This window comes from Ancylobacter sp. IITR112, from assembly GCF_041415945.1.
GTDB lineage: Bacteria > Pseudomonadota > Alphaproteobacteria > Rhizobiales > Xanthobacteraceae > Ancylobacter.
Genome location: NZ_JBGCUS010000001.1, coordinates 4,331,487 through 4,355,242 on the forward strand (window position 1 = coordinate 4,331,487; position 23,756 = coordinate 4,355,242).

Below are 23,756 nucleotides of genomic sequence, written 5' to 3' on the forward strand. Positions count from 1 at the left end.
GCGCCCGCGCCGGAAAGCGCCGGCCAAGGGGGTCAGCCGGCGCCGCGCAGCCCTTCCACCAGCGCATAGACCGCCTTCACCCGCTCTTCATTGGGATAGTTGCGGTTGGCGAGCACCACGATGCCGAGCTTTTCCGCCGGGATCATCGCGACATAGCTGCCGAAGCCATTGGTCGAGCCGGTCTTGTTGATGAAGCTCACTGGGGCTGGCGGGGAGGGCGGATCGAGCTTCTTGATCGGCTGCGGCTTCATCGCCATGTCGAGCGAATTGCCGGCGAGCAGCCGGTCGCGCTTCACCGGCCAGGGATAGCGCTCCCACACCATTTCCTGCACATAGTCGGCGGTCTGGTAATAGCCGGTATGGGTGCGCGCCAGCGCCCGCGCCATCTCCGGCTCGACCGTGCCGACGCCCATATTGGCGTCGAGGAAGGTGAGCATGTCGAGCGCTGTCGATTTCACCCCATAGGCTTCCGGCGCCAGCAGGCCCGGGCTGACGCGGGCCGGCTTGTCGGCCTTGGTGTAGCCCATTGCGTAGCGGGCCATCTCGTTCTCCGGCACCTCGATATAGGTGCTGGAGAGGCCGAGCGCCGGGAACAGGTCGTTCTCCGCCGCGCGGGGGAAGCTGGTGCCCAGCGCGGTGGCGGTGACGAGGCCGAGCACGCCGATGCTGATGTTGGAATAGGCGCGCCGTGTCGCCGGGGGCGCCGCCGGCTTCCAGGCCGCGAGCCACTCCACCAGTTCCTTCTCGTTGCGCACGCTGTCGGGCACCTGCAGCGGCATGCCGCCCGTCGCATGGGTGGCGAGGTCGAGCGGGGTGAGCGCGCCGAAGGCGGTGCCGGTGAGCCGCTGCGCGACCTTGTCCAGCGGCGCGTCGAGGTCGAGCCGCCCGCGCTCCGCCGCCAGCGCGGCCAGCGTGACGTTGAACGTCTTGCTGACCGAACCGAGCTCGAACAGCGTGTCGCCATCCACCGGCTTGCCGTCGGTGCGGGCGGTCTGGCCGATGGCGAGGATTTCGTGCTGGCCGTTGCGGGTGAGGCCGACGACGAGGCCGGGAATGCCGTTGGCCTTGGCGAGCGCGGTGAAGATGGGCGCCGCGACCTTGCCGAAATCGGGCGCAGCCTTGGCGCTCTGGGCGCGGGCCGGCGCGATGGCGGCGCCGAGCGGCAGCAGCGCCGAGGCGAGCACGGCGCGGCGGGACAATGTGATCATGCGAGGCTCCTTGGCACGGACACCCCGCCCTAACGGGCGAATGTGTCCGTGGCGCGGATGAGCCGGTCGAGAATGCCGGGCTCGGAAAAGGCGTGGCCGGCGCCCTCGATCAGGTGGAACTCGGCATCGGTCCAGATCTTCGCCAGTTCCCAGGCATAGCGGGCCGGGCAGGGCATGTCGTAGCGGCCATGGACGATGACGCCGGGAATGCCGCGCAGCCGGTGCGCGTCGTCGAGAAGCTGGCGCTCGCGCAGCCAGGCCTTGTGGAAGAAGTAGTGGTTCTCGATGCGGGCGAAGGCGAGGGCGAAATGCCCGTCGCTGAAACTGGTGGAATAGCCGGCATCCGGCAGCAGGGTGATGGTCTCGCCTTCCCAGCTCGACCACGCCCTGGCTGCTTCCCGCCTCACCGCCTCGTCCGCGCCGGTGAGCAAAGCGCGATAGGCGGTGACGGGGTCGGCGCGCTGTTCCGGCGTCTTCAGCGGTTCAAGGAAGCGCTCCCATTTGTCCGGGAACATCTCGGAGACGCCGAAGCGGTAATACCAGTCGAGTTCCGCCTGGGTGAGGGTGTAGACGCCGCGCAGGATCAGTTCGCTCACCCGCTCGGGATGGGTTTCAGCGTAGGCGAGCGCCAGCGTCGAGCCCCAGGACCCGCCGAAGACCTGCCATGTGTCGAAGCCGAAGGCCTCGCGCAGCCGCTCAATATCCGCCACCAGGTCCCAGGTGGTGTTGTGCTCCAGCGCAGCATAGGGGGTGGAGCGCCCGCAGCCGCGCTGGTCGAACAGGACCACCTCATAGCGGCTGGGGTCGAACAGCGAGCGGTGGGCGGGCACGATGCCGCCGCCCGGCCCGCCATGCAGGAACACGGCCGGCTTGCCGCCCTTCGTCCCCACGCGCTCCCAATAGATGCAATGGCCGTTGCCGACATCGAGCATGCCGGTCTCGAAAGGTTCGATGGGCGGATAGAGGGTGCGCAGGTCGCTCATGGGGGCCGTGCTGGTTGGGTTAGAGGCGCCGGCGCGGGGCCGACTCACCCGCTACTCTACTCCGATGACGGGCGGCGGCGCTGCCTCCCTGAATTGAGAGGGAGCCTCGCCGTCAGCGGTGAGGTTTGGGCGCGGGCCGGGACCTGTGCGGCGGCGTTAACCCTGGGAGGAAACGCCCTCCCCATGCCGCAGTCTCTCCCCTTAACCCCCGCTTAAAGGCCCTGATTTAGGGTTCGTTTACCGGCTCACACAGGTGCCCTGCGGGGCGGAGGTTCATGTTCGGACGACGCGGCGACAGGGAGAGGCGCGAGCCGGTGCTGGGAACGCCCGGCTTCGATGGCGATCTGCGCCTCAGCGCCGATGATCGGCCGACGCTTCCTCCGGCCGCGCCGGACCGCGCGCGCAGCCGCAAGGCAGCGAAGGCGCTGCCGCCGCCGCGCGTCTCCCGCCGCCGGCATGACGAATGGGAGGAGGCCGAGGAGGCCGAGTGGGAGGACGAGCCGCGCGTGGCGAGGACAAGCCGGAACCGCCGACAGGATGAGGAGCGCGTACGGGAGCGCGGCCGCAGCAGCGGGCGCCGCCGCCCGCCCCGCCGCGGGCTGATCGGCCGGCTGGTCTATTGGGGCGTCGTTCTCGGCCTGTGGGGGGCGATCGGCCTTGCCGGGCTGATCTTCTACGAGGCGAGCCAGTTGCCGCCGATCCAGAACCTCGCCATTCCCGAGCGGCCGCCGACCGTCATCATCCAGGGGGCGGACGGGCAAGCGATTGCCACGCGCGGCGAGATGGGCGGCACCAATGTGCCGCTGCGGGCGCTGCCGCCCTATCTGCCGCAGGCTTTCGTCGCCATCGAGGATCGGCGCTTCTATTCGCATTTCGGGCTTGATCCGCTGGGCCTTGCCCGCGCCGTGGTGGTGAACCTGACCCGGGGGCGGGTGCGCGAGGGCGGCTCGACGCTGACCCAGCAATTGGCGAAGAATCTGTTCCTCACCCAGGAGCGCACTTTGTCGCGCAAGGTGCAGGAACTCATTCTCTCCATCTGGCTGGAGACCAAGTACACCAAGAACGAGATCCTCGAACTCTATATGAACCGCGTCTATTTCGGCGCCGGCGCCTATGGGGTGGAAGCCGCCGCGCAGCGCTATTTCGGCAAGTCCGCCCGGCAGGTGACGCTGTCGGAGGCGGCGATGCTGGCCGGGCTGGTGAAATCGCCCTCCGCCCTCGCCCCCACCCGCAACCTGGAGGGCGCGCAGGCGCGCGCCGAGGTGGTGCTGGCGGCGATGCAGGAGGCCGGCTTCATCACCCCGGAAATGCGCCAGACCGCGCTCAATCGCCCCGCCACCGTGGCGAAGGCGCAGGGGCCGGATTCCTATGGCTATGTCGCCGACTGGGTGCTCGATCAGGTGAAGACGCTGGTCGGCCCGGTGACGCAGGACCTCGTGGTCCAGACCACCATCGACCCCGCCGTGCAGACCGCCGCCGACAAGGCGCTGAAGGACGCGCTGGCGAAATCCGGCAAGAAGCTCGGCGTCGAGCAGGGCGCGCTCGTGGTGATGGACACGGTGGGCGGCGTGCGGGCGCTGGTCGGCGGGCGTTCCTATGAGGAGAGCCAATACAACCGCGCGGTGACGGCGCGGCGCCAGCCCGGCTCCGCGTTCAAGCCCTTCGTCTATCTCACCGCCATGGAGCGCGGGCTGACCCCGGAAAGCGTGCGCGCCGACGCGCCGATCCAGCTCAAGGGCTGGAAGCCGGAGAATTTCTCCCGCGACTATCGCGGCGCGGTCGAGCTGAAGACGGCGCTGGCGCTGTCGCTCAACACGGTGGCGGTGCGCCTCGCGCTGGAAGTGGGGCCGGACGAGGTGGTGAAGACCGCGCACCGGCTCGGCATCAATTCCAAGCTGGAGCCCAATGCCTCGATCGCGCTCGGCACCTCGGAAGTCTCGGTGCTGGAAATGGCCAGCGCCTATGCGCCCTTCGCCAATGGCGGCGTCGGCGTCACCCCGCATGTCATCGAGCGGGTGCGCGACCGGAGCGGGGCCATCCTCTACACCTATGCCGAGGCCGGGCGCGGCATGGTGATGGCGCCGCCGCATGTGGCGATGATGAACCGGATGATGCAGGACGTGCTGATCACCGGCACCGCGCGGCGCGCCGACCTGCCGGGCTGGCCCGCTGCCGGCAAGACCGGCACCAGCCAGGATTATCGCGACGCCTGGTTCGTCGGCTATACCGGCCGCTTCATCACCAGCGTCTGGCTCGGCAATGACGATTCCTCGCCGACCAGGAAGGCCGGCGGCTCCGGTCTGCCAGTGGAGATCTGGAGCCAGGTGATGAAGGCGGCGCACAAGGACCAGCCGGTCGTCGCGCTGCCGGGCACGGCGGTGCCCGTCAGTGCCGGGGGCGGGCAATTGCCGCCCGGCGACGTGCCCGAGGAGCCGGTGGTGACCGGTGGCCCCTCGCGCGCGCCCGCCGCCCCGCGACCCGGCCTCGACAACTGGCTGCTCGACAAGCTGTTTGGCAGCGGGTGAGGGAGGCGCGGTCGCGCATCCGTCGGAGGACCGGCTACTCCGCCCCGTAGCGGTGGAGACTGGCGCCGTGCGTCTTCAGCCAGGCCTCGGCGGCGTGGCGCTCGGGGAACAGGCCGTCCACAGTGGCCCAGAAGCGCGGGCCGTGGTTCATCTCGCGCCGATGCGCCACCTCATGCGCGGCGAGATAATCCAGCACCGCGGGCGGGGCGAGGATCAGCCGCCAGGAGAAGGACAGCGCGCCGGTGCTGGAGCAGGAGCCCCAGCGGCTCGCCGTGTCGCGCAGGGTGATGCGGGTGATGGTCACGCCGAGCGCGCCGGCATGGCGCCGCGCGGCCGCGACAAGATCGCGGCGGGCCTCGCGCTTGAGGAAATCACTGACACGCCGGCCGACATGGGCCGCCTCGCCGGCGACGAACAGCACCGGCTCGTTTTCCTCAAGTCCCGCCCACACCGTGCCGCGCGCCTGCGGCACATGGACGATGCGGTGCGGGGTGCCGCGCAGCGGCAGATGCGCGCCGGGGGCGAAGGCGACAGTGTCCGGCAGGCGCGCGAGCCGCAGCTCCACCCAGCCGGCATGGCGGCGGGCGAAGTCCAGCGCCTCGTTCAGCGTGCCGCGCGCCGGCAGGGTGAGCACCACGTCGCGCGTGGCGGCGCGGACCCGCAGCGTGTAGCGCCGCGCCCGCGGATTGCGGCGCAACTGAACGAGCACGTCCTCGCCGGTGAGCCGCAGCCGGAAATGGCTGGGCTCGGGCGCGGCCGGGGTCTTGCGGCGGGCGGGGATGAGGGCGCGGAAGAGCATGCGACAACCGGCCGGGAAAATGGGTCCCCATTATGGCACCCGCCGGCGCGGATGCACCAGACGGGAGCGGGAGCCGGCCAGCGCGTCGTCCGAGGATGACCTAACGGGCGACGCGGCGGCGGTTGCGGTCCTGCACCGGCTGATAGGCGATGCGGGCGTGATAGGCGCAATAGGGCAGGCCGGTCTTGGAGCGGCTGCCGCAATAATGGAAATCGCCCTTGCCGGGGTCGCCCACCGGCCAGCGGCAGGTGAATTCGGTGAGGTCGAGAATGGTGCAGCGCTCGCCCATCGGGATCACCTTGGCGACCGCGTCCGGCACCACTTCCGGCTCCGGCTCGGCTACGGGCGCCATGACCGGGGCGAGGACGGTGTTGCCCTGCACCATCGGCCGCGCCACCTGGGCCGCCGGCGCGGGGCGCGGCTTGCGCGGGCGCGGCGCCGGCGCGGCCGGCGCCTTGGCGCGGCCGGACAGGCCCAGCCGGTGCACCTTGCCGATGACCGCGTTGCGCGTGACGCCGCCGAGTTCTGCCGCGATCTGGCTTGCCGAGAGGCCTTCCGACCAGAGTTTCTTCAGCAGCTCGACTCGTTCGTCGGTCCAGTTCATCGCTTGGCCTCCTTCGTGCCGACCGCGAGGCGGAATCCCTCACCCCTCCGGCAGACCGAGCCTGCCGAACCCAACGCCCGCAAACGCAACAGGGAATTGCCGCCGCACGAGATGTCGTATCTCACTGGGGGGAGGCTACAATATGCGTGGACTCGGGGCGAGTAGGTTCAGGGGCGAAACGATCGTTTTCCCCAGCTAGAGTCCGCACTGCAACACTCGCCGACGAAGCCGAGTCGGATCAAGTACTTGGTCGGCGACACATCGCGCGGCCGGTGGGCGCAGGGCGGATCCTCACGCGGATCGGCCCTGCGCGAGACGGGGAACTCCCCGGGTTTCCCGAGGTTTATGCCGCACGCGCAGGGACGTGCCGATCCCTTGGGAGAAGGCCGGCGCCGTGTGCCGCAACCGAGGGAGATGCCGATGCCGCGCCTTGCCGCCGCCTTTGCCTGCCTGAGCCTTCTCGCCCTCTCCGCCGGCGCGGCCATTGCCCTGCCGGCCGGCTCTCCCGCGACGGCGCCGCTGGCGGGCGCGCGTCCGGACCCCGGCCTCACCCCGGTGGCCCAGGGCTGCGGGCCCGGCGCCTGGCGCGGGCCGTGGGGCGGGTGCCGCGACACGCCCTATACCGGGCCGCTGCCCGGCGGCGGCTATGCCGGCCCGCCCGGCGCGCCGGTCTATTACGGCAATGGCTGCCCGCCCGGCTTCTGGCGCGGGCCGTGGGGTCATTGCCGCGACACGCCCTATCACGGCCCGCTGCCCGGCGGCGGCTGGAAGCCCTGAGCCGAATGCCTGAGCCCTTGCACGCACGGAGACAGACCATGACCTCTTTCCTCAGACTGGCGACGCTCGCCACCGTGCTTGCGATGGGCAATGTCGCGCAGGCGCAGAGCCCGGCACCCGCCGCGCCGCCCCCCTCCGCCGAGGCGGCGCAGCCTCTCGTCGACCTCTATAGTGAGGAGGACGCGCAGGCGACGCTGGATGCGCGGCTGGTGGCGCTGAAGACCGTCATCCGCCTGACCCCGGAGCAGGAGAAGCTGTGGCCGCCGGTGGAGGAGGCGATCCGCCACGCGGCGAGGAACGCCGCCGGTCGCGCCGCGGACCGGGCAGAAGCTGAGCCGGCACAGGATTTTCTCGACGTGCTGGAGCGTCTCGCCGCGGCAGAAGCAGCCCGAGCCTCCGACCTCAATTCGATCGTCGCGGCGCTGAAGCCGCTGGTCGCCACGCTGAGCGTGGAGCAGAAGCGCCGCCTCCCGGCTTTTCTCGGCATGACCGACGATGCGGGCCGCCCGCAACCGACGCTGGAACTGTGGATTTTCGAGGCCGAGCAGGAATAGCGCCGCTAAGGCGCGCGGCCCGGCGGCAATTCGCGCCCGCCGGGCGGGCGAATATTGACCGCACCGCCCCTTTCGCTAGAATTGCCGCCATCGGGTGCCGCCCCCGCAAGGGCGGCACGTTTCGTTTTGGGCGGGCGCTGATCCTGTGCGGCGCTTCATGTTGAGAGAGGGAGGGGCGAGGTGATCACCCCCATCCTGCCGACCTATAACCGTGTCGACCTCGTCTTCGATCGGGGCGAGGGCGCCTGGCTGTTCACCAAGGACGGGGAGCGATATCTCGACTTCACCGCCGGCATCGCGGTGAACGTGCTCGGCCACGCCCATCCCCATCTCGTGGCGGCGCTGACCGAACAGGCCGGCAAGCTCTGGCATCTGTCCAACCTTTTTCGCATCGAAGGCGGCGAGCGCCTCGCCGCGCGCCTCACCGCAGCGACCTTCGCCGACACCATGTTCTTCACGAACTCGGGTGCGGAGGCGCTGGAATGCGCGATCAAGATGGCGCGGAAGTACCATTCCGCCAGCGGCCAGCCCGAGCGCGCCCGCATCATCACCTTCGAGGGCGCCTTCCACGGCCGCACGCTGGCGACCATCGCCGCCGGCGGCAATGCGAAATATCTGGAGGGCTTCGGCCCGGCCATGCCCGGCTTCGACCAGGTGCCGTTCGGCGATCTCGACGCGGTGAAGGCGGCGATCGGCCCGGAGACCGGCGCCGTTCTCATCGAGCCGGTGCAGGGCGAGGGCGGCGTGCGCGCCGTCTCCTGGGCGTTCCTGCGCGAGCTGCGCGCGCTGTGCGACGCGCATGGCCTGCTGCTCATCCTCGACGAGGTGCAGTGCGGCGTCGGGCGCACCGGCAAGTTCTTCGCCCATGAATGGGCCGGTATCACCCCGGACATCATGGCCGTGGCCAAGGGCATTGGCGGCGGCTTCCCCGTCGGCGCCTGCCTCGCCACCGAGAACGCCGCCAAGGGCATGACCGCCGGCACGCATGGCTCGACCTATGGCGGCAACCCGCTGGCGATGAGCGTCGCCAATGCGGTGCTGGACGTGGTGCTGGAAGACGGCTTCCTCGACCGCGTGCTCGCCACTTCCGCCCGGCTGCGCCAGCGCCTCGCCGAGCTGAAGGACCGCCACCCGGCGGTGATCGCGGAAGTGCGCGGCGAGGGGCTGCTGCTCGGCCTGCGCACCGTGGTGCCGAACACGGATTTCATCGCCGCCATGCGCGCGGAAGGCATGCTCGCCCCCTCGGCGGCGGAGAATGTGGTGCGCCTGCTGCCGCCGCTGACCATTGGCGAGGCGGAAATCGACGCGGCGTTCGACAAGCTCGACGCCGCCTGCACGCGGATCGAGGCAGTGCTGAAGGCCTCGGCCGCGAAGGGAGCGGCGGCATGAACGCGCATCATCGGGGTGCGGTGAAGCACTTTCTCGACCTTGACCAGATGCCGGCGGACGAACTGCGCGCGGTGATGGAGCTGTCGAAGAGCCTGAAGAGCCGCCGCCGCGAAGTGGCGATGGAGCGGCCCTTTGCCGGCAAAGCGCTGGCGATGGTGTTCGATCAGCCCTCGACCCGCACGCGCATTTCCTTCGATCTCGCCATGCGCCAGCTTGGCGGCGAGACGCTGATGCTGACCGGCGCGGAGATGCAGCTCGGGCGGGGCGAGACCATCGCCGACACCGCCCGCGTGCTTTCGCGCTATGTCGACGCGATCATGATCCGCATTCTCGACCACGCGGCGCTGGCCGAACTCGCCGAGCATGCCACCGTCCCCGTGATCAACGGGCTGACGCGCGATTCCCATCCCTGCCAGATCATGGCCGATGTGCTTACCTTCGAGGAGCATCGCGGGCCGATCACCGGGCGCACCGTCGCCTGGACCGGCGACGCCAATAATGTGCTGGTGTCCTGGGTGCATGCGGCGCAGCGCTTCGACTTCGCGCTCAACGTCGCCACGCCGCCCGAACTGGCCCCGCGTCCCGCGCTGGTGAACTGGGTGCGCGAGACCGGCGCCAAGGTCACCTTCGGCCATGAAGCGGAAGCGGCGGTGGAAGGCGCGGACTGCGTCGTCACCGACACCTGGGTGTCGATGGGCGATGCCGAGGCCGAACGCCGGCACAATCTGCTGAAACCCTTCCAGGTGAATGGCGCGCTGATGCGGCGGGCGGCGAAGGATGCGCTGTTCATGCACTGCCTGCCGGCGCATCGCGGCGAGGAAGTCACCGACGAGGTGATGGACGGTCCGCAATCGGTGGTGTTCGACGAGGCGGAGAACCGGCTGCACGCGCAGAAGGGCATCCTCGCCTGGTGCCTCGAAGGCGCGGTGGCCTAGCGCCAAGCGTCATCCCGGCCGAAGCGCAGCGTCGTGCCGGGATGGCTGTCCATCCTGAAGCCGCTCCCGGATCGGCCTGCCGCCGTCCGGGATGACAGCACCTGCGGGGCGTCCTCCGGCCCCCTCGCACATTCCCGGCGGCGCTCCTATATGGGCGGGCGACATGACAACACACAGCGCTTCTCCCTCCCCGGCCTCTCGTGGGCCCGATCCCCGCGCGGTCGACGACCGCGTGACCCCGTTCCACATTGACGGGCTCGATGTGCGCGGGCGCGTCGTGCGTCTGGGCACCAGCCTCGACGCCGTGCTCGCGCATCACGACTACCCCGCCCCGGTCAAGCGTCTGCTCGGCGAGGCCGTGGCGCTCACCGTGCTGCTCGGCTCGACGCTGAAGATTCAGGGCCGCTTCATTTTGCAGACCCGCACCGACGGGCCGGTCGACCTGCTGGTGGTGGATTTCGCCGCGCCGCAGGATGTGCGCGCCTATGCCCGCTTCGATGCGGAGCGGCTGGAGGCGATGCAGGCGGCGCTGCCGTCCGGCGCCGGCTTCGACAGCGGCGCGCTGCTCGGCCATGGCCATCTCGCCATGACCATCGACCAGGGGCTGAGCGTTAACCGCTATCAGGGCGTGGTGGCGCTGGATGGCGAGGGGCTGGAAGCCGCGGCGCACCAGTATTTCACCCAGTCGGAACAGATCCCCACCCGGGTGCGCCTCGCGGTGGCGGAGGAGATGCACCCGGGCGGCGCGCCGTCCTCCTGGCGGGCCGGCGGGCTGATGGTGCAGTTCCTGCCGACCGAGGGCGGGCGGGTGCGCCCGGTCGACCTGCATCCCGGCGATGCGCCGGAAGGCACCGAACTGCCCGAGACGGACGAGGACGACGCCTGGGTCGAGACGCTCTCCATCATGGGCACGGTGGAGGATGTGGAACTGGTCGATGCCGACCTGTCCAGCGAGCGGCTGCTGTTCCGCCTGTTCCACGAGCGCGGCGTGCGGGTGTTCGACACCGAGGCCGTGGTCGCCAAATGCTCCTGCTCGCGCGAGCGGGTGATGAACGTGCTCTCCAGCTTCACGCGGGAAGAGCGCGACAGCCTGGTCGAAGACGGCAAGATCGGCGTCACCTGCGAATTCTGCGGCCGCACCTATGACTTCAAGGCCGAGGAAGTCGTCGAGAGCGGCGAGGCGGGGGACGCGGCGCAAGGCTGAGCCCCGAGGGCTGAGCCCCGCCGCGATCTTCCACCGTTTCGCCCGCTCGGAACGTCATGAACCCATGGTGCTCGGCCCCTGGCCGGGCACCATGGCGCTTCAGCGCACGCCGCCTACCCCGCGCATTCCGCGATGAGCCCGGCGAGAAACCGCTCGCAGGCGCGAAGCTGGGCGATCTCGATATATTCGTCCGGCTTGTGCGCCTGGTCGATCGAGCCCGGCCCGCAGATGATGGTCGGGATACCCTGCGCCTGGAAATGCCCGCCCTCGGTGCCGTAGGAGACGGTATGGGTGCGATTCTGCCCGGCGAGGCGCAGCGCCAGCGTTTCCGCCGGCGAGCCCGGCTGGGGGCTGAGCGGCGGCACCTTGTAGATGAAATCAGTGGTGATCGAGGATTCCGGCGCCGTCTCGCGCAGCTTCGGCAGCACCACGCTTTCCGCGAAGCGGGTGAAGCGGTCCAGCAGCGCGTCCTCGTCAAAGCCGGGCAGGCCGCGCACATTCCAGCGCAGGTGGCATTCGCGCGGCACGATGTTGCCGGCGGTGCCGCCGCCCACCACCGTCACCTGCACCGTGGTGGAGGGCGGGTCGAAGCGGCTGGAAGCATCGCCCGCCGCGACCAGTTCGGCGCGCGCGCGGTCGAGTTCGCCGATCAGTTCGGCGGCGGCGAAGATGGCATTGGCACCGAGCTGGGGCATGGAGGAATGCGCCTCGCGCCCGGTGACGGTCGTGACATAGGCGATGCCGGATTTATGCGCGTCCACCACCCGCATCGAGGTGGGCTCGCCGACGATGCACGCGCGCGGCAGCGGCAGATCCACCCCCAGCCGGCGCACCGCCGGCACCACGCCGGTGCAGCCGACTTCCTCGTCATAGGAGACGAGAAGATGGATGGGAGTCGCCAGCGGGCGCGCCACCATATCCGGCACCATGGCGAGGCAGCAGGCGAGAAAGCCCTTCATGTCGCAGGAGCCGCGCCCATAGACCTTGTCGTCGAGCGGCGTCAGGGTGAACGGGTCGGTGCTCCAGGGCTGGCCGTCCACCGGCACCACGTCGGAATGGCCGGAGAGGCAGACCCCGCCGACGCCGGACGGGCCGATGGTGGCGAACAGGCTCGCCTTGTCGCCGGCCTCGCTGGGGATGATCGTGCCCTCAATGCCGAAGGCGGCGAGGTAGTCGCGCACGAAGGCGATGAGGTCGAGATTGGAGTTGCGGCTCGTCGTGTCGAAGGCGACCAGATAGGCCAGCAATTCCTCGGTCGTCGTCCGTACGGCAAGCATGGGGGAATCCTCGTCTCGATAGGCCGCCAGCATAGAGGCTTATGCTGCGCCGCCAAACTAGCGCCGCCAGAAACTCGGCAGGAACAGCACCAGCACGGTGAACAATTCCAGCCGCCCCAGCAGCATGGCGAAGGACAGCAGCCAGATCACATGATCGGGCAGGCTGGCGAAATTCTGCGCCGGCCCCACCACCGGGCCGAGGCCGGGACCGACATTGGCCAGCGCGGTGATGGCGGCGGAAAAAGCGGTGATGAGATCGAAGCCCAGCAGATTGATGGCGATGGCGACCAGCAGGAAGCTGGCGAGATAGAGAAAGGCGAAGGACAGCACCGAGGCCACCACATCGTCGCCGATCGGCTTGCCGCCATAGAGCACTGGGAAAACGCCATGGGGATAGATGACCCGCTTGAGGTGCTGCTTCAGCGACGAGCCGAGAATGGCGATGCGGAAGCTCTTCATGCCGCCGGCGGTGGAGCCGGTGCAGGCGCCGAGGAACATCACCACGAAATAGAGCGCCTCGGTCGGCGGGCCCCAATGGGTGAAGTCCACCGTGACGAAGCCGGTGGTGGACATCAGCGACACCACGTTGAACAGCGCGAAGCGCAGCGCCGTCTCGCCCTGGTTGATGCCGCCGCTGACCTGCTGGATCGTGGAGACGACGGCGAACAGCGCCACCAGCGACAGGAAAAGCCGCACCTCGGCATTGGCGAACAGCCGGCTGAAATCGCCGGCCAGCACGCGGACATAGAGCACGAAGGGCAGCGAGCCCGAGAGCATGAACACGATCGCCGCATAGTCGATGGCCGGGCTGTTGAAATAGCCGATCGAGGCGTCGTGGGTGGAGAAGCCGCCGGTCGAGATCGTCGCCATGGCATGGGCGACGGCGTCGAACACGCTCATGCCGCAAAAGCCATAGGTGAGGGCGCAGGCGAAGGTGAGGAACAGATAGGAGGCGAGAATGCCCTTGGCCATCTGCGCCGCGCGCGGCAGCAGCTTCTCTGACTTGTCGGAGGATTCGGCGCGGAAAAGCTGCATGCCGCCGATCCGCATCATCGGCAGCAGCGCAATGGCCATGACAATGATGCCGATGCCGCCATACCAGTGCAGGAAGGCACGCCAGATCAGCAGCCCCGGCGGGCGGTGGTCGAGCCCGCCAATGACGGTGGCGCCTGTGGTGGTGAGCCCGCTCATCGCCTCGAAATAGGCGTCGGCCAGCGACAGGTCGGTTTCCGCCCACATGAAAGGAATGGCGGCGAAGGCCGATAGCAGCACCCAGCTCAGCGCGGTGAGCACGAAGGCCTGGCGCAGCGACAGTTTCTGAACCTCGCTGGAGCGGCCGGCCAGCCACAGCGACAGCCCGACAAAGACGGTGATCACGGAGGAGGCGGCATAGGCGAGGACATCGCCGCCGCCGGCGACGAGATCGACCATCGCCGGAATCATCATCGTCGTGCCGAGAACGGCGAGGAGGACGCCGAGAATGGCGGCGATCGGGCGGAAGTCGATCACGGGATCAGGAGACCGTTCGGCGCGGCGGGGGACCCGCCAAGGAAAGCTGGCGCCAGCATAGCCGCTTCAACGCAGGGCCGGAAGCCGCCCGCGCGGGCCATCCCGTCAGTTCAGCGTCCGCGCCTCGCCCGGCACGTCGAGCGAGAAGGCCGGCACCTCGGCCTCGAAGCTCTCGCCCGTGGCGGTCTGCAGCCCGTAGCGGCCTTCCATGATGCCGGTGGAGGTCGGCAGCGGCACGCCGCTGGTATATTCGAAATGCGCGCCCGGCGGCAGCACCGGCTGTTCGCCCACCACGCCGGCGCCGCGCACTTCCTGCACGCGGCCCAGCGCGTCGGTGATGATCCAGTGCCGGGTGAGCAGGCGCACCGTGTCGAGGCCGAGATTGACGATCTCGATCGTATAGGCCCAGAAATACTGGCTACGCTCGGGATCGGAGCGTTCGGGCGCAAAGCGCGGCGTCACCGTCACCTGCACGCCTTTCGTCGTCGCCCGATACATGCCCGCTCTCCCGGCCCCCCGAATCGCCCAAGTCCCACTAATGAAAGGCCTTCGGTGCCGGAGGGCAAGGCGGCGGCGGGTAACGCCTGCGTTTTGTGCCGCCGCCGCTTACCGTTTCACACTGCCTTCAGCGCCCGGGCGATGTCGTCGGTGAGGTCGTCCACATGTTCGAGGCCGACCGAAAGCCGCACCATGCCGTCGAGAATGCCCATTTCGGCGCGCGCCTCGGGCGTGAAACGCTGATGTGTGGTGGTGGCGGGATGGGTGACGAGGCTCTTGGCGTCGCCGAGATTGTTGGAGATGCGCACCACCTTGAGCTGGTTGAGGAAACGGAACGCGCCGGCCTTGCCGCCCTCCACCTCGAAGGTCACCAGCGTGCCGCCGCCGCGCATCTGCCGCGTCGCCAGCGCGTGCTGGGGATGATCGGCGCGCCAGGGATAGAGCACGCGGCTTATGCCCGCGAGCCCCGCCAGCCGGTCGGCCAGCGTGGCGGCGCTCGCCTGCGCACGCTCGACCCGCAGCGGCAGCGTCTCCAGCCCCTTCAGCATCACCCAGGCATTGAAGGGCGAGACGGAGGGCCCGGTCTGGCGCAGGAAGGTCTGCAGATGGTCGGTGAGGAATTTCTCCGAACACAGCACCACGCCGGCGAGGCAGCGGCCCTGACCGTCAATATGCTTGGTGGCGGAATAGACCACCACATCCGCGCCGAGGCTGAGCGGGCTCTGCAGCATCGGCGTGGCGAAGACGTTATCGACGATGAGGCAGGCGCCGGCGGCCTTGGAGATGTCCGCCACCGCCGCGATGTCGACCAGTTCCAGCGTCGGGTTGGTCGGGCTTTCCAGGAAGAAGACCTTGGTTTCCGGCCGCACCGCCGCCTTCCAGGCGGCGAGGTCGGTGCCGTCGACCAGGGTGGAGGCGATGCCGAAGCGCGGCAGCAATTCCTCGATCACATAGCGGCAGGAGCCGAACAGCGCCCGCGCCGCCACCACATGGTCGCCGGCCTTGAGCTGGCACAGCAGCGAGGCGGTGACGGCGGCCATGCCGGAGGCGGTGGCGCGGGCGACTTCCGCCCCTTCCAGCAGCGCGAGGCGGCTCTCGAACATCGCCGCCGTCGGGTTGGAATAGCGGGTGTAGATGAAGCCGGGATCCTCGCCCTTGAAGCGGGCTTCGGCCTGCTCGGCGCTCTCATAGACATAGCCCTGGGTGAGGTAGAGCGCTTCCGCCGTCTCGCCGAAGGGCGAGCGCAGAATGCCGCCCTGCACGAGGCGCGTCTCGGGCCGCAGCGCGGCGATGTCGGCGGGGGAGAGTTTGGGCGTGTCGGTCATCTGCGGCTCCGGTCTCGTGCAGTGAACCGGGGTCGCTCGCGCTCACGCGCGGCCCCGGCCTTTTTAGCAACCTTGTTTAGCGTGGCGGCAAGCCGGCCGGCTCAAATGACCACGTCGATGCCTTTCGCTTACTCCCGTGCCGGGCGGCGCGTCAAGCGGACTCCACATGCGGCTTGGCGCCGTCGGGCGCGTCCGCTAAAGCCATGGCACGGTTAGCGCGCAGCGACGGAGCGGCAGAGTGGCGGAGTCAGGTCTGAGCGGCGAGGGCATTCTGCCCGGCCACGCCATCGAGGCGCTGGCCGCGGGCGGCGCCATCCGCAGCGCCCGCCCCTTCGATGCCGATCAGGTGCAGCCGGCGAGCCTCGATCTGCGGCTCGGCCCGGTGGCGTGGCGCATCCGCGCCAGCTTCCTGCCCGGCCCCGGCGAGACGGTGGCGGATCGCCTGACCCGGCTCGGCCTGCACCAGCTCGACCTCACCGGCGGCGAGGTGCTGGAGACGGGTTGCGTCTATCTCGTCGAACTGGAGGAAGCGCTGGCGCTGCCCGCCGACATCGCCGCCTCGGCCAACCCGAAAAGCTCCACCGGCCGGCTCGACGTGTTCACCCGCGTCATCGCCGACCGTTCGCGCGCCTTCGACATCGTGCCCGCCGGCTATGCCGGCAAGCTCTATCTGGAAATCAGCCCGCGCACCTTCCCCATTCTGGTGCGGCAGGGCTCGCGCCTGTCGCAGATCCGCTTCCGCCGCGGCGATGCGCGGCTTGATGAAGCGGGCATCGCGGCGCTGAACGCCGCCGAGCGACTGGTCGACAGCGCCGAGGCGGATGTGGCGGGCGGCGGCATCGCGGTCAGCGTCGATCTCTCCGGCGAGGGCTTTGGCGGGCTGCTCGGCTTCCGCGCCAAGCGCCATACCGGCGTCATTGATGTCGACCGCCGCGCCGCCTGCGAGGTCGAGGATTTCTGGGAGCCGCTGGTCACGCGCGGCCGGCGCGAACTGGTGCTGGACCCCGACGCTTTCTACATTCTCGCCTCCAAGGAAGCGGTGCATGTGCCGCCCGGCCATGCGGCGGAGATGGTGCCGTTCGACCCGCTGGTGGGCGAGTTCCGCGTGCATTATGCCGGCTTCTTCGACCCCGGCTTCGGCCATGACGCCGCCGGCGGCCGAGGGGCGCGCGCGGTGCTGGAAGTGCGCTCGCGCGAGGTGCCGTTCATTCTCGAAGACGGGCAGATCGTCGGCCGGCTGGTCTATGAGACCATGCTGGAGCGCCCCCGCACCCTCTATGGCGAGGGCCTCGGCTCCAATTATCAGGCGCAGGGGCTGAAGCTCTCCAAGCATTTCAAGGCCTGGACGCGGGAGTGAGCGCCGTCAGGCGGGACGCGCGGCAAACACCTCGCGGGCGGCGAACAGCCCGTTGAGAGCGGCGGGGAAGCCGGCATAGACGGCCATCTGCATGAGGATTTCGACGATTTCCTCGCGGCTGAGGCCGACATTGAGACCGGCCTCGATATGCACCTTTAGCTGCGGCGCGGCATTGCCCAGCGCGGCGAGCGCGGCGATGGTCGCCACCTCGCGCAGGCGCAGATCCAGCCCTGGGCGGGTGTAGATGTCGCCGAAGGGAAACTCGATCAGCAGCCGGCCGAAATCCGGAGCGATGTCGCTGAGCTGGTCGACCACCCGCGTGCCGGCCTCGCCGTCGATCCGTGCCAGCGCTGCCCATCCGGCTGCATAGCGCGTATCGGTATTACCGGCGGGGTCTGGCGCCGTGCGCGGGGCCGGGTTGTTCATCGTCGGGGTCATGGTTCACGTCCTCATGGGTGGTGCCGGCATAGCCGGCGATCTTGGTGTCGAGGACAGCCAGGCAGGCGTGAAGTTCGTCGACATGCGCCTGCACCGCTTCGCGGTGATGCCGGAGCAGGGCGCCGCGTTCCGCAGCCGTTTCCTCCCCCTGCGCCCGAAGCGCGGCATAGCGCACCATGTCGCGGATCGGCATTCCCGTGGTTTTCAGCCGTCGGAGAAAGGCGATCCAGGTGAGGATGGACGGGTCATAATCGCGCTGGCCCGCCGCGTTCCGGTCGGCGGGCGGGAGCAGGCCGATGCGCTCATAGTAGCGGATGGTGTCGAGGCTCAATCCCGTGCGCCGGGCCAGTTCGCCGATCTTCATCTCTGTCCTGAAAGGTTACGACGCACATGGGTCTAGGTGCTGGAGCGCACTCCAGGTCAAGCGCTTTCTCACCAGCGTTCATCCATGGCCGTCCCACGCCGGCGTGGCAGCCTTTCGGCCTCACCCCGCCGGCGGGTCTTTCCCCTCGACGAACGCCCGCAGCAGATGATGGGCGATCGCCATGCGGGGCGGGGCGATCAAACCGTTCGGGTGGGTGCGGGTGAGCAGCAGCCGCGCTTCCTCGCGCGAGAACCAGCGCGCGGCTTCCAGCTCGTTCGGGTCGATCGCGATCTCCCGCGACGCCGCCTGCGCGTGAAAGCCGGTCATGACAGACATCGGGAACGGCCAGGGCTGAGAACAGAGATAGCGCACCGCGCCGGTGGCGATGCCGGCCTCTTCCAGCGTCTCGCGCCGCACCGCGTCCTCGAAGGTCTCGCCGGGCTCGACGAAACCGGCGAGGCAGGACCACATGCCGGGCGCGAAGCGGGCGGAGCGGCCGAGCAAACACTCGTCGCCATCCACCGTGAGCATGATCACGACAGGATCGGTGCGCGGAAAATGCTGCGCGCCGCAGGCCGGGCAGTCGCGCCGCCAGCCGGCCTCGGCCATGGCGAGCCGGCCGCCGCAATTGGAGCAGAAGCTGCGCCGCGCATGCCAGGCGAGCATCGCCTTGGCGGTGGCGAGCTGCCCGGTCTCCTCGACGCTGGTGAGTTCGCGCACCGCGATGGCGCGCAGGTCGATGACGAGAAGGTCCGGGCGTGCCTCGGGCCGCTCGGTGAGGGCGCCAAGCGCGGCGGCGGGCAGGGGCAGGGCGATATGTGGAACCTCGCCGTCGAGCCCGAGCAGGCAGGCCTCATCCAGCCGCCCGCCCATCGAGACGGCTTCTGCCAGCGGGAACAGAGCGGTGCAGGAGCCGGGCCCTTCTTCCATGCCGGTGATGAAGCCGGGCAGGCGGCGCAGCACGACGCTTTCGCCTGACATCAGGCAGGCGTGGGCACGGGGATCAGCGCGGAAGCTCTCCATCTCGCCGCGCCGCAGCCCGGCGCGGTCGAGCCGGGAGCCGGTATAGCCGAGATGCGGCCACAGGCCGAGCGCGTCGTCGGCGGGGGCAAGGCCGCTCATGCCGTCAGCGCCCCGCGCAGCCGCGCCACAAGTTGCATCGCCTGCGGCGCCGCATAGGTCTGGCGCTCGCCGCCCGCGCCCCACACCGCGCCGGGCCAGGCGGTATCCCGCTCGAAGCGGGCGATGACGTGGATGTGCAACTGGCGCACCATATTGCCGAGTGCGGCGACATTGAGCTTGTCGCATTGCGTGAGCGCTTTCAGTGCCCGGCTCACCGCGTCGATCTCGCCCCACAGCGTGGCGCGGGCCGCGTCGTCGAGGTCGACCAGTTCGGCGAGGCCCGGCCGGCGCGGCACCAGGATTGCCCATGGAAACCGCGCGTCGTCCATCAGCCGCACGCTGGCGAGGGCGAGGTCGATCACCGGGAAACTGTCGCCCTCAAGGCGCGGATCGAGAACGAAGGTCGAGGCATCGTTCATGCTGCGGGCTCCCTTGCGCGCCGGGCTCGCGGGCGCGGGCCAGCTATAGCGCCGCGCGCGGCGCCGTGCCATGGGCCGGAGGGTTGTAAAAAGGCGGGGCCTCCCCCACTCTGGCGGCATTTGTCGTGCGCGGCATTTTGTCCTAGAGAGGATGCCGCGTCCCCCGCCCAAGCAGCGTGCCATGACCCTTTCCGTGCCCGCCGATTCCTTGCGCCGCACCGCCATGCCGGTGCTGGTGGCGCTCAGCGCCGCCCATTTCCTCAACGACATGATCCAGTCGCTGATCCCGGCGATCTACCCGCTGATCAAGAACGCCTATGCGCTCGATTTCGCGCAGATCGGCATCATCACCCTGACCTTCCAGATTTCCGCCTCGCTGCTGCAGCCGCTGATCGGGCTCTATACCGACCGGCACCCGCTGCCCTATTCCACCGTGGCGGGAATGGGGTTCACGCTGGTCGGGCTCATCGGCCTCGCCCATGCCGGCACCTATCCGCTGCTGCTGGTCTCGGCCGCCCTTGTCGGCATCGGCTCGTCGATCTTCCATCCGGAGGCGACGCGCATGGCGCGCAAGGCCTCGGGCGGGCGGCACGGCTTCGCGCAGGGGCTGTTTCAGGTCGGCGGGCAGACCGGCGGCGCCATCGGGCCGCTGCTCGCCGCCTTCATCATCGTGCCGAACGGCCAGTCGAGTCTCGCCTGGTTCTGCGCCGCCGCGCTCATCGCCATGCCGCTGCTCACCTGGACCGCCCGCCACAGCGCGCTCGCCGTGCCGACGCGGCCGGCCGGGCATCGGGGTGAGCCGGACGTGGCGCACCGTCCGTTCCGCGACGTGGCGTTTCCGCTGGCGGTGCTGATCGTGCTGCTGTGCTCGAAGACCGCCTATACCGCGAGCTTCACCTCCTTCTACACCTTCTACCTGATCGAGCGTTTCGGCGTGTCGGTTCAGGCCTCGCAGCTCATGCTGTTCCTGTTCCTCGTCTCCTCGGCGGCGGGGGTGTTGTTCGGCGGCATGCTGGGCGACCGGATCGGGCGCAACAAGATCATCTGGTTCTCGATCCTCGGCGCGCTGCCCTTCACCCTGGCGCTGCCCTATGCCGGGCTCGCCGGGACCGCCGTGCTCACCGTCGTCATCAATCTCATCATGTCGAGCGCCTTCGCCGCCATCCTGGTCTATGCGATCGAGCTGATGCCGCACCGCATCGGGCTGGTGGGCGGGTTCTTCTACGGGCTGGTGTTCGGCCTTGGCGGGCTGGCGGCGGCGGCGCTGGGCGTGTTCGCCGACCGCCATGGCATCGACGCGGTCTATCAGGCCTGCGCCTTCCTGCCCGCCTTCGGCCTGCTGGCTTTCCTGCTTCCAAGCCTGCGCGGGGCGCGAGTGTCCTGACCGCGTGCCGCCGGCGCAAGGCGCCGCGGCCGTTCAGGCGGCATTGGCCTCGTCATCGGCGTCGAGCACCTGCAGCAGCGCGCGGCGGATGGCGGAATGGCGCGCCGCGCCCATGATCTTCGCCCCCATCAGATCGGTGACGTAGAACACGTCCACCGCCCGCTCGCCGAAGGTGGCGATGTGGGCGGAGGCGATGTTGAGATTGAGCCGCGACAGCGTCTGGGTGAGGCCGTAGAGCAGGCCGGGCCGGTCGAGCCCCGACACCTCGATCACGGTATGGCGGTTCGACCAGGAATTGTTGAGCGTCACTTCCGGCTCGACGGTGAAGGCGCGCGGGCGCTTCGGGATGCGGCGGGCGACCACCTCCGGCAGCTTGATCTCGCCGGAAAGCGATTTCTCGATGGCGGCGGCGATGCGGTCGGCGCGGCGCAGCTCGTCCTCGTCCTGCTCGAAGGCGCGGGTCAGCGAGATGGTGTCGAGCGCGCGCCCGTCGGTGGTGGTGCTGATCTGGGCGTCGACGATATGCGCCCCGGCGCTGGCGCAGGCGCCGGCGATCACTGCCAGCAGCTTGGGGTGGTCGGGGGCGAAGACGGTGAGCTCGGTGATGCCGCGGCTGGGATCGGTGACGGCGCGGGTGGCGAGCGCCTTGCCCTGCGCCTCGGTCTCGCGGATGAAGCGGGCATGCTCCATCTGGTGCTCGCGGTCGGTCTGCAGCCAGTAGGTGGGGTAGTGGCGGCCGAGATAGGCATCGAGCTCGGCGCTGTCCCAGTCGCCGAGCGCGCCGCGCAGCTCCTGCTGGGCGCGGGCGACGCGCTGGTTGCGGTTGCTCTCGGAAAAGCCGCCGGTGATGACCGGCTCGGTCTCGTGATAGAGCGTGCGCAGAAGCTGCGACTTCCAATTGTTCCACACGCCCGGCCCCACGGCGCGGATGTCGGCGGTGGTGAGGATGAGCAGAAGCTTCATCCGCTCCAGATTCTGCACCACGCTCGCGAAATTCTCGATCGTCTTGCGGTCGGAGAGGTCGCGCGACTGGGCGATGGTGGACATGGTGAGGTGCTGTTCGATCAGCCAGGCCACCGTGTCGGTGTCCACCGGGCTGAGGCCGAAGCGCGGGCACAGGCGGCGGGCGACGCGGGCGCCGGCGATGGAATGGTCCTCCGGCCGGCCCTTGGCGATGTCGTGCAGCAGCACCGCGATGTAGAGCAATTGCCGGTTCTTGATGGTCGGCATCAGTTCGTTGGCGAGGCCGTAATCGGGCCGGTCGCCGCGCTCGATGCGCGAGAGCGCGCCGATGGAGCGGATGAGGTGCTCGTCCACCGTGTAGGAATGGTACATGTTGAACTGCATCATCGCGACGATGCGGCCGAATTCGGGGATGAAGCGGCCGAGCACGCCGGTCTCGTTCATCCGCCGCAGCACGATTTCCGGGCTTTCCTTCGAGGTGAGGATCTCGACGAACAGCCGGTTGGCTTCCGGGTTCTCGCGCAGATTGTGGTCGATCAGCTTGAGCGAGCGCGTGGCGAGACGCATCGCGTCCGGGTGGAAGTTCAGCCCGTGCTTGCCGGCGAGATGGAAGATGCGGATGAGGTTCAGCGGGTCGCGGCCGAAGGCGCTGGAATCGGCGACATTGATGCGGTCATTGTCGACGATGAAGTCGGCGCTTTCCTTCAGCGTGCGCCGGCCGGAGCGGCGCAGCCGCGCGATCATCCGGTCGAGCCGCGGCACCGGCTTGTCGTGGCGCTCTTCCAGCGCGGCGGAGACGATGGCGGTGAGGTCGCCGACATCCTTGGCCACGAGGAAATAGTGCTTCATGAAGCGCTCCACATCCTTCAGCCCGGGATGGGAGACATAGCCGAGCCGCTCGGCCATTTCGCGCTGCAGGTCGAAGGACAGGCGCTCCTCCGCCTTGCCGGCGAGGAAATGCAGGTGGCAGCGCACCGACCAGAGGAAATTCTCGCAGCGGCGGAAGATCTTGGCTTCCTCCGCCGTGAAGACGCCCTTGGCGACGAGTTCGCGCGTCTCGTGGACGCGATAGACATATTTGGCGATCCAGAACAGCGTGTGCAGGTCGCGCAGGCCGCCCTTGCCGTCCTTCACATTCGGCTCGACGACATAGCGCGACTGGCCGGCGCGCTTCAGCCGCTCCTCGCGCTCGCCGAGCTTGGCGGCGACGAATTCGGCGGCCGTGCCCTGCACCACCTCCTTGTCGAAGCGTGCGGTCAACTCGTCGAACAGGTTTTTGTCGCCGATCAGCAGGCGGGCTTCCAGCAGCGCGGTGCGGATGGTCATGTCGCCGCGCGCCTGGCGGATGCACTCATCGACCGAGCGGGTGGAGTGGCCGACCTTCAGCCCCATGTCCCACAGCACATAGAGAATGGCTTCGGCGACGCTCTCGCCCCAGGCGGTCTGCTTGTAGGGCAGCAGGAACAGAATGTCGGTGTCCGAGCCCGGCGCCATCAGGCCGCGGCCATAGCCGCCGACGGCGACGATCGCCATGCGCTCGGAGGTGGAGGGGTTGTCCGAGGGGTAGAGCGTCTTCACCGCCAGTTCGTGCACCAGCGCGATGATCTCGTCCTGCAGGCGCGAGAGCCGTTCGGCACAGCGCCGGCCGGAACCGTCCTCCATCAGCCAGCGCTCGGCGACCATATGGCCGTGCTGATAGGCGGCTTTCAGGCGGCGGGCCATCTGCGTGCGCAGTTCGATCTCGCGGCCAGAGCGGCTGGTGCCCAGCACCTCGCGCGCCAGCGTGCCGAGTTCGGCCCGCATGGCGTCGATGTCGAACAGTTCCTTGAAGGGATGGTCGGGGCGGCGGCGGGGTTCGGTCATGGCAGGGTCCGGCTGGTCGGATATCCGCTTTACCCGATCCGCCGCCCCGCGTCATCGTGCGCTGCCGCGCGGGCAAGGGGGTCAAACAAGACATGCCCGCCCCGCCGCGAGGGGCGGGCAAGGGGTTCAAACAAGACATGCCCGCCCCGCCACGAGGGGCGGGCAAGGGGTTCAAACAAGACATGCCCGCCACGAGGGGCGGGCATGTCCATCCTGACGGCACGGCTGACGCCGGCGGTCGCTACAAGAGGGCCGCGCA

At 69.2% G+C, this 23,756-nt stretch carries 21 protein-coding genes and 1 riboswitch; of the genes, 8 read left to right on the plus strand and 13 right to left on the minus strand.

Going from position 1 to position 23,756, the window contains the following annotated elements; translation table 11 throughout:
• Nucleotides 1-32 precede the first annotated feature (32 nt).
• Entirely contained in the window at nucleotides 33-1,208 is a 1,176-nt protein-coding gene (ampC, locus tag AAC979_RS20540; protein WP_371348737.1) for a class C beta-lactamase, read from the minus strand.
• A gap of 29 nt (nucleotides 1,209-1,237) precedes the next feature.
• Nucleotides 1,238-2,191: a prolyl aminopeptidase gene (gene pip, locus AAC979_RS20545; protein WP_371348739.1), complete on the minus strand. Its 954-nt coding sequence runs from the start codon at nucleotides 2,189-2,191 to the stop codon at nucleotides 1,238-1,240.
• Nucleotides 2,192-2,466: 275 nt separating this feature from the next.
• On the opposite strand from pip, the gene AAC979_RS20550 reads away from it, so the two are divergent.
• A complete protein-coding gene (locus AAC979_RS20550; protein WP_371348740.1) occupies nucleotides 2,467-4,716 on the plus strand; it encodes a transglycosylase domain-containing protein in 2,250 nt (749 codons plus the stop codon).
• 34 nt (nucleotides 4,717-4,750) lie between these two features.
• Here the strand turns inward: AAC979_RS20550 and AAC979_RS20555 are convergent, their stop codons facing one another.
• Entirely contained in the window at nucleotides 4,751-5,515 is a 765-nt protein-coding gene (locus AAC979_RS20555; RefSeq protein ID WP_371348741.1) for a M48 family metallopeptidase, read from the minus strand.
• A gap of 100 nt (nucleotides 5,516-5,615) precedes the next feature.
• A complete protein-coding gene (locus AAC979_RS20560) occupies nucleotides 5,616-6,119 on the minus strand; it encodes a GcrA family cell cycle regulator (RefSeq protein WP_371348742.1) in 504 nt (167 codons plus the stop codon).
• A gap of 420 nt (nucleotides 6,120-6,539) precedes the next feature.
• Between AAC979_RS20560 and AAC979_RS20565 the strand changes: the two genes are divergently transcribed.
• From AAC979_RS20565 to AAC979_RS20585, 5 genes are all read left to right on the plus strand, one after another.
• Complete coding sequence (locus AAC979_RS20565) at nucleotides 6,540-6,896, plus strand: GCG_CRPN prefix-to-repeats domain-containing protein (RefSeq protein ID WP_371348743.1); 357 nt, start codon at nucleotides 6,540-6,542, stop codon at nucleotides 6,894-6,896.
• Nucleotides 6,897-6,934: 38 nt separating this feature from the next.
• Nucleotides 6,935-7,450, plus strand: coding sequence for a Spy/CpxP family protein refolding chaperone (locus AAC979_RS20570; protein ID WP_371348744.1), 516 nt, complete (start codon nucleotides 6,935-6,937; stop codon nucleotides 7,448-7,450).
• A 180-nt stretch (nucleotides 7,451-7,630) separates the two neighbouring features.
• Nucleotides 7,631-8,839 carry an aspartate aminotransferase family protein gene (locus AAC979_RS20575; protein WP_371348745.1) on the plus strand — a complete coding sequence of 403 codons (1,209 nt, stop codon included), beginning with the start codon at nucleotides 7,631-7,633 and terminating at the stop codon, nucleotides 8,837-8,839.
• Complete coding sequence (gene argF, locus AAC979_RS20580) at nucleotides 8,836-9,774, plus strand: ornithine carbamoyltransferase (protein WP_371348747.1); 939 nt, start codon at nucleotides 8,836-8,838, stop codon at nucleotides 9,772-9,774. The genes AAC979_RS20575 and argF overlap by 4 nt, the downstream gene beginning before the upstream one ends.
• A 163-nt stretch (nucleotides 9,775-9,937) precedes the next feature.
• On the plus strand, nucleotides 9,938-10,978 hold the full coding sequence (locus AAC979_RS20585; RefSeq protein WP_371348748.1) for an Hsp33 family molecular chaperone: 1,041 nt from the start codon (nucleotides 9,938-9,940) through the stop codon (nucleotides 10,976-10,978).
• Between the two features lie 113 nt (nucleotides 10,979-11,091).
• On the opposite strand, the gene argE is transcribed toward AAC979_RS20585, so the two are convergent.
• The 4 genes from argE to AAC979_RS20605 form a co-directional block, all read right to left on the minus strand.
• Nucleotides 11,092-12,255: an acetylornithine deacetylase gene (gene argE, locus AAC979_RS20590; RefSeq protein WP_371348749.1), complete on the minus strand. Its 1,164-nt coding sequence runs from the start codon at nucleotides 12,253-12,255 to the stop codon at nucleotides 11,092-11,094.
• Nucleotides 12,256-12,312: 57 nt separating this feature from the next.
• Complete coding sequence (locus AAC979_RS20595) at nucleotides 12,313-13,764, minus strand: TrkH family potassium uptake protein (RefSeq protein ID WP_371348750.1); 1,452 nt, start codon at nucleotides 13,762-13,764, stop codon at nucleotides 12,313-12,315.
• A gap of 105 nt (nucleotides 13,765-13,869) precedes the next feature.
• Nucleotides 13,870-14,262: a Co2+/Mg2+ efflux protein ApaG gene (apaG, locus tag AAC979_RS20600; RefSeq protein ID WP_371348752.1), complete on the minus strand. Its 393-nt coding sequence runs from the start codon at nucleotides 14,260-14,262 to the stop codon at nucleotides 13,870-13,872.
• 116 nt (nucleotides 14,263-14,378) lie between these two features.
• A complete protein-coding gene (locus AAC979_RS20605) occupies nucleotides 14,379-15,587 on the minus strand; it encodes an O-succinylhomoserine sulfhydrylase (RefSeq protein ID WP_371348753.1) in 1,209 nt (402 codons plus the stop codon).
• 42 nt (nucleotides 15,588-15,629) lie between these two features.
• Nucleotides 15,630-15,710: riboswitch (SAM riboswitch) on the minus strand.
• A 115-nt stretch (nucleotides 15,711-15,825) separates the two neighbouring features.
• Here AAC979_RS20605 and AAC979_RS20610 point away from each other — a divergent pair.
• Nucleotides 15,826-16,944, plus strand: a complete 1,119-nt coding sequence (locus AAC979_RS20610; RefSeq protein ID WP_371348754.1) for a 2'-deoxycytidine 5'-triphosphate deaminase — start codon at nucleotides 15,826-15,828, stop codon at nucleotides 16,942-16,944.
• A gap of 6 nt (nucleotides 16,945-16,950) precedes the next feature.
• Here AAC979_RS20610 and AAC979_RS20615 read toward each other — a convergent pair whose 3' ends face one another.
• The 4 genes from AAC979_RS20615 to AAC979_RS20630 form a co-directional block, all read right to left on the minus strand.
• Nucleotides 16,951-17,382: a carboxymuconolactone decarboxylase family protein gene (locus AAC979_RS20615; protein WP_371348756.1), complete on the minus strand. Its 432-nt coding sequence runs from the start codon at nucleotides 17,380-17,382 to the stop codon at nucleotides 16,951-16,953.
• Nucleotides 17,327-17,746 (minus strand): MerR family transcriptional regulator, encoded by a 420-nt coding sequence (locus tag AAC979_RS20620; protein WP_371348757.1) that lies wholly within the window; start codon nucleotides 17,744-17,746, stop codon nucleotides 17,327-17,329. Before AAC979_RS20620 ends, AAC979_RS20615 begins: the two co-directional genes overlap by 56 nt.
• A 120-nt stretch (nucleotides 17,747-17,866) precedes the next feature.
• Nucleotides 17,867-18,868 (minus strand): NAD(+) diphosphatase, encoded by a 1,002-nt coding sequence (gene nudC, locus AAC979_RS20625; protein ID WP_371348758.1) that lies wholly within the window; start codon nucleotides 18,866-18,868, stop codon nucleotides 17,867-17,869.
• Nucleotides 18,865-19,287: an HIT domain-containing protein gene (locus AAC979_RS20630; RefSeq protein WP_371348759.1), complete on the minus strand. Its 423-nt coding sequence runs from the start codon at nucleotides 19,285-19,287 to the stop codon at nucleotides 18,865-18,867. Before AAC979_RS20630 ends, nudC begins: the two co-directional genes overlap by 4 nt.
• A 181-nt stretch (nucleotides 19,288-19,468) precedes the next feature.
• On the opposite strand from AAC979_RS20630, the gene AAC979_RS20635 reads away from it, so the two are divergent.
• Nucleotides 19,469-20,671, plus strand: a complete 1,203-nt coding sequence (locus tag AAC979_RS20635) for an MFS transporter (RefSeq protein WP_371348760.1) — start codon at nucleotides 19,469-19,471, stop codon at nucleotides 20,669-20,671.
• A 33-nt stretch (nucleotides 20,672-20,704) separates the two neighbouring features.
• Here AAC979_RS20635 and AAC979_RS20640 read toward each other — a convergent pair whose 3' ends face one another.
• Complete coding sequence (locus AAC979_RS20640) at nucleotides 20,705-23,497, minus strand: [protein-PII] uridylyltransferase (RefSeq protein ID WP_371348761.1); 2,793 nt, start codon at nucleotides 23,495-23,497, stop codon at nucleotides 20,705-20,707.
• Nucleotides 23,498-23,756: the final 259 nt, after the last annotated feature.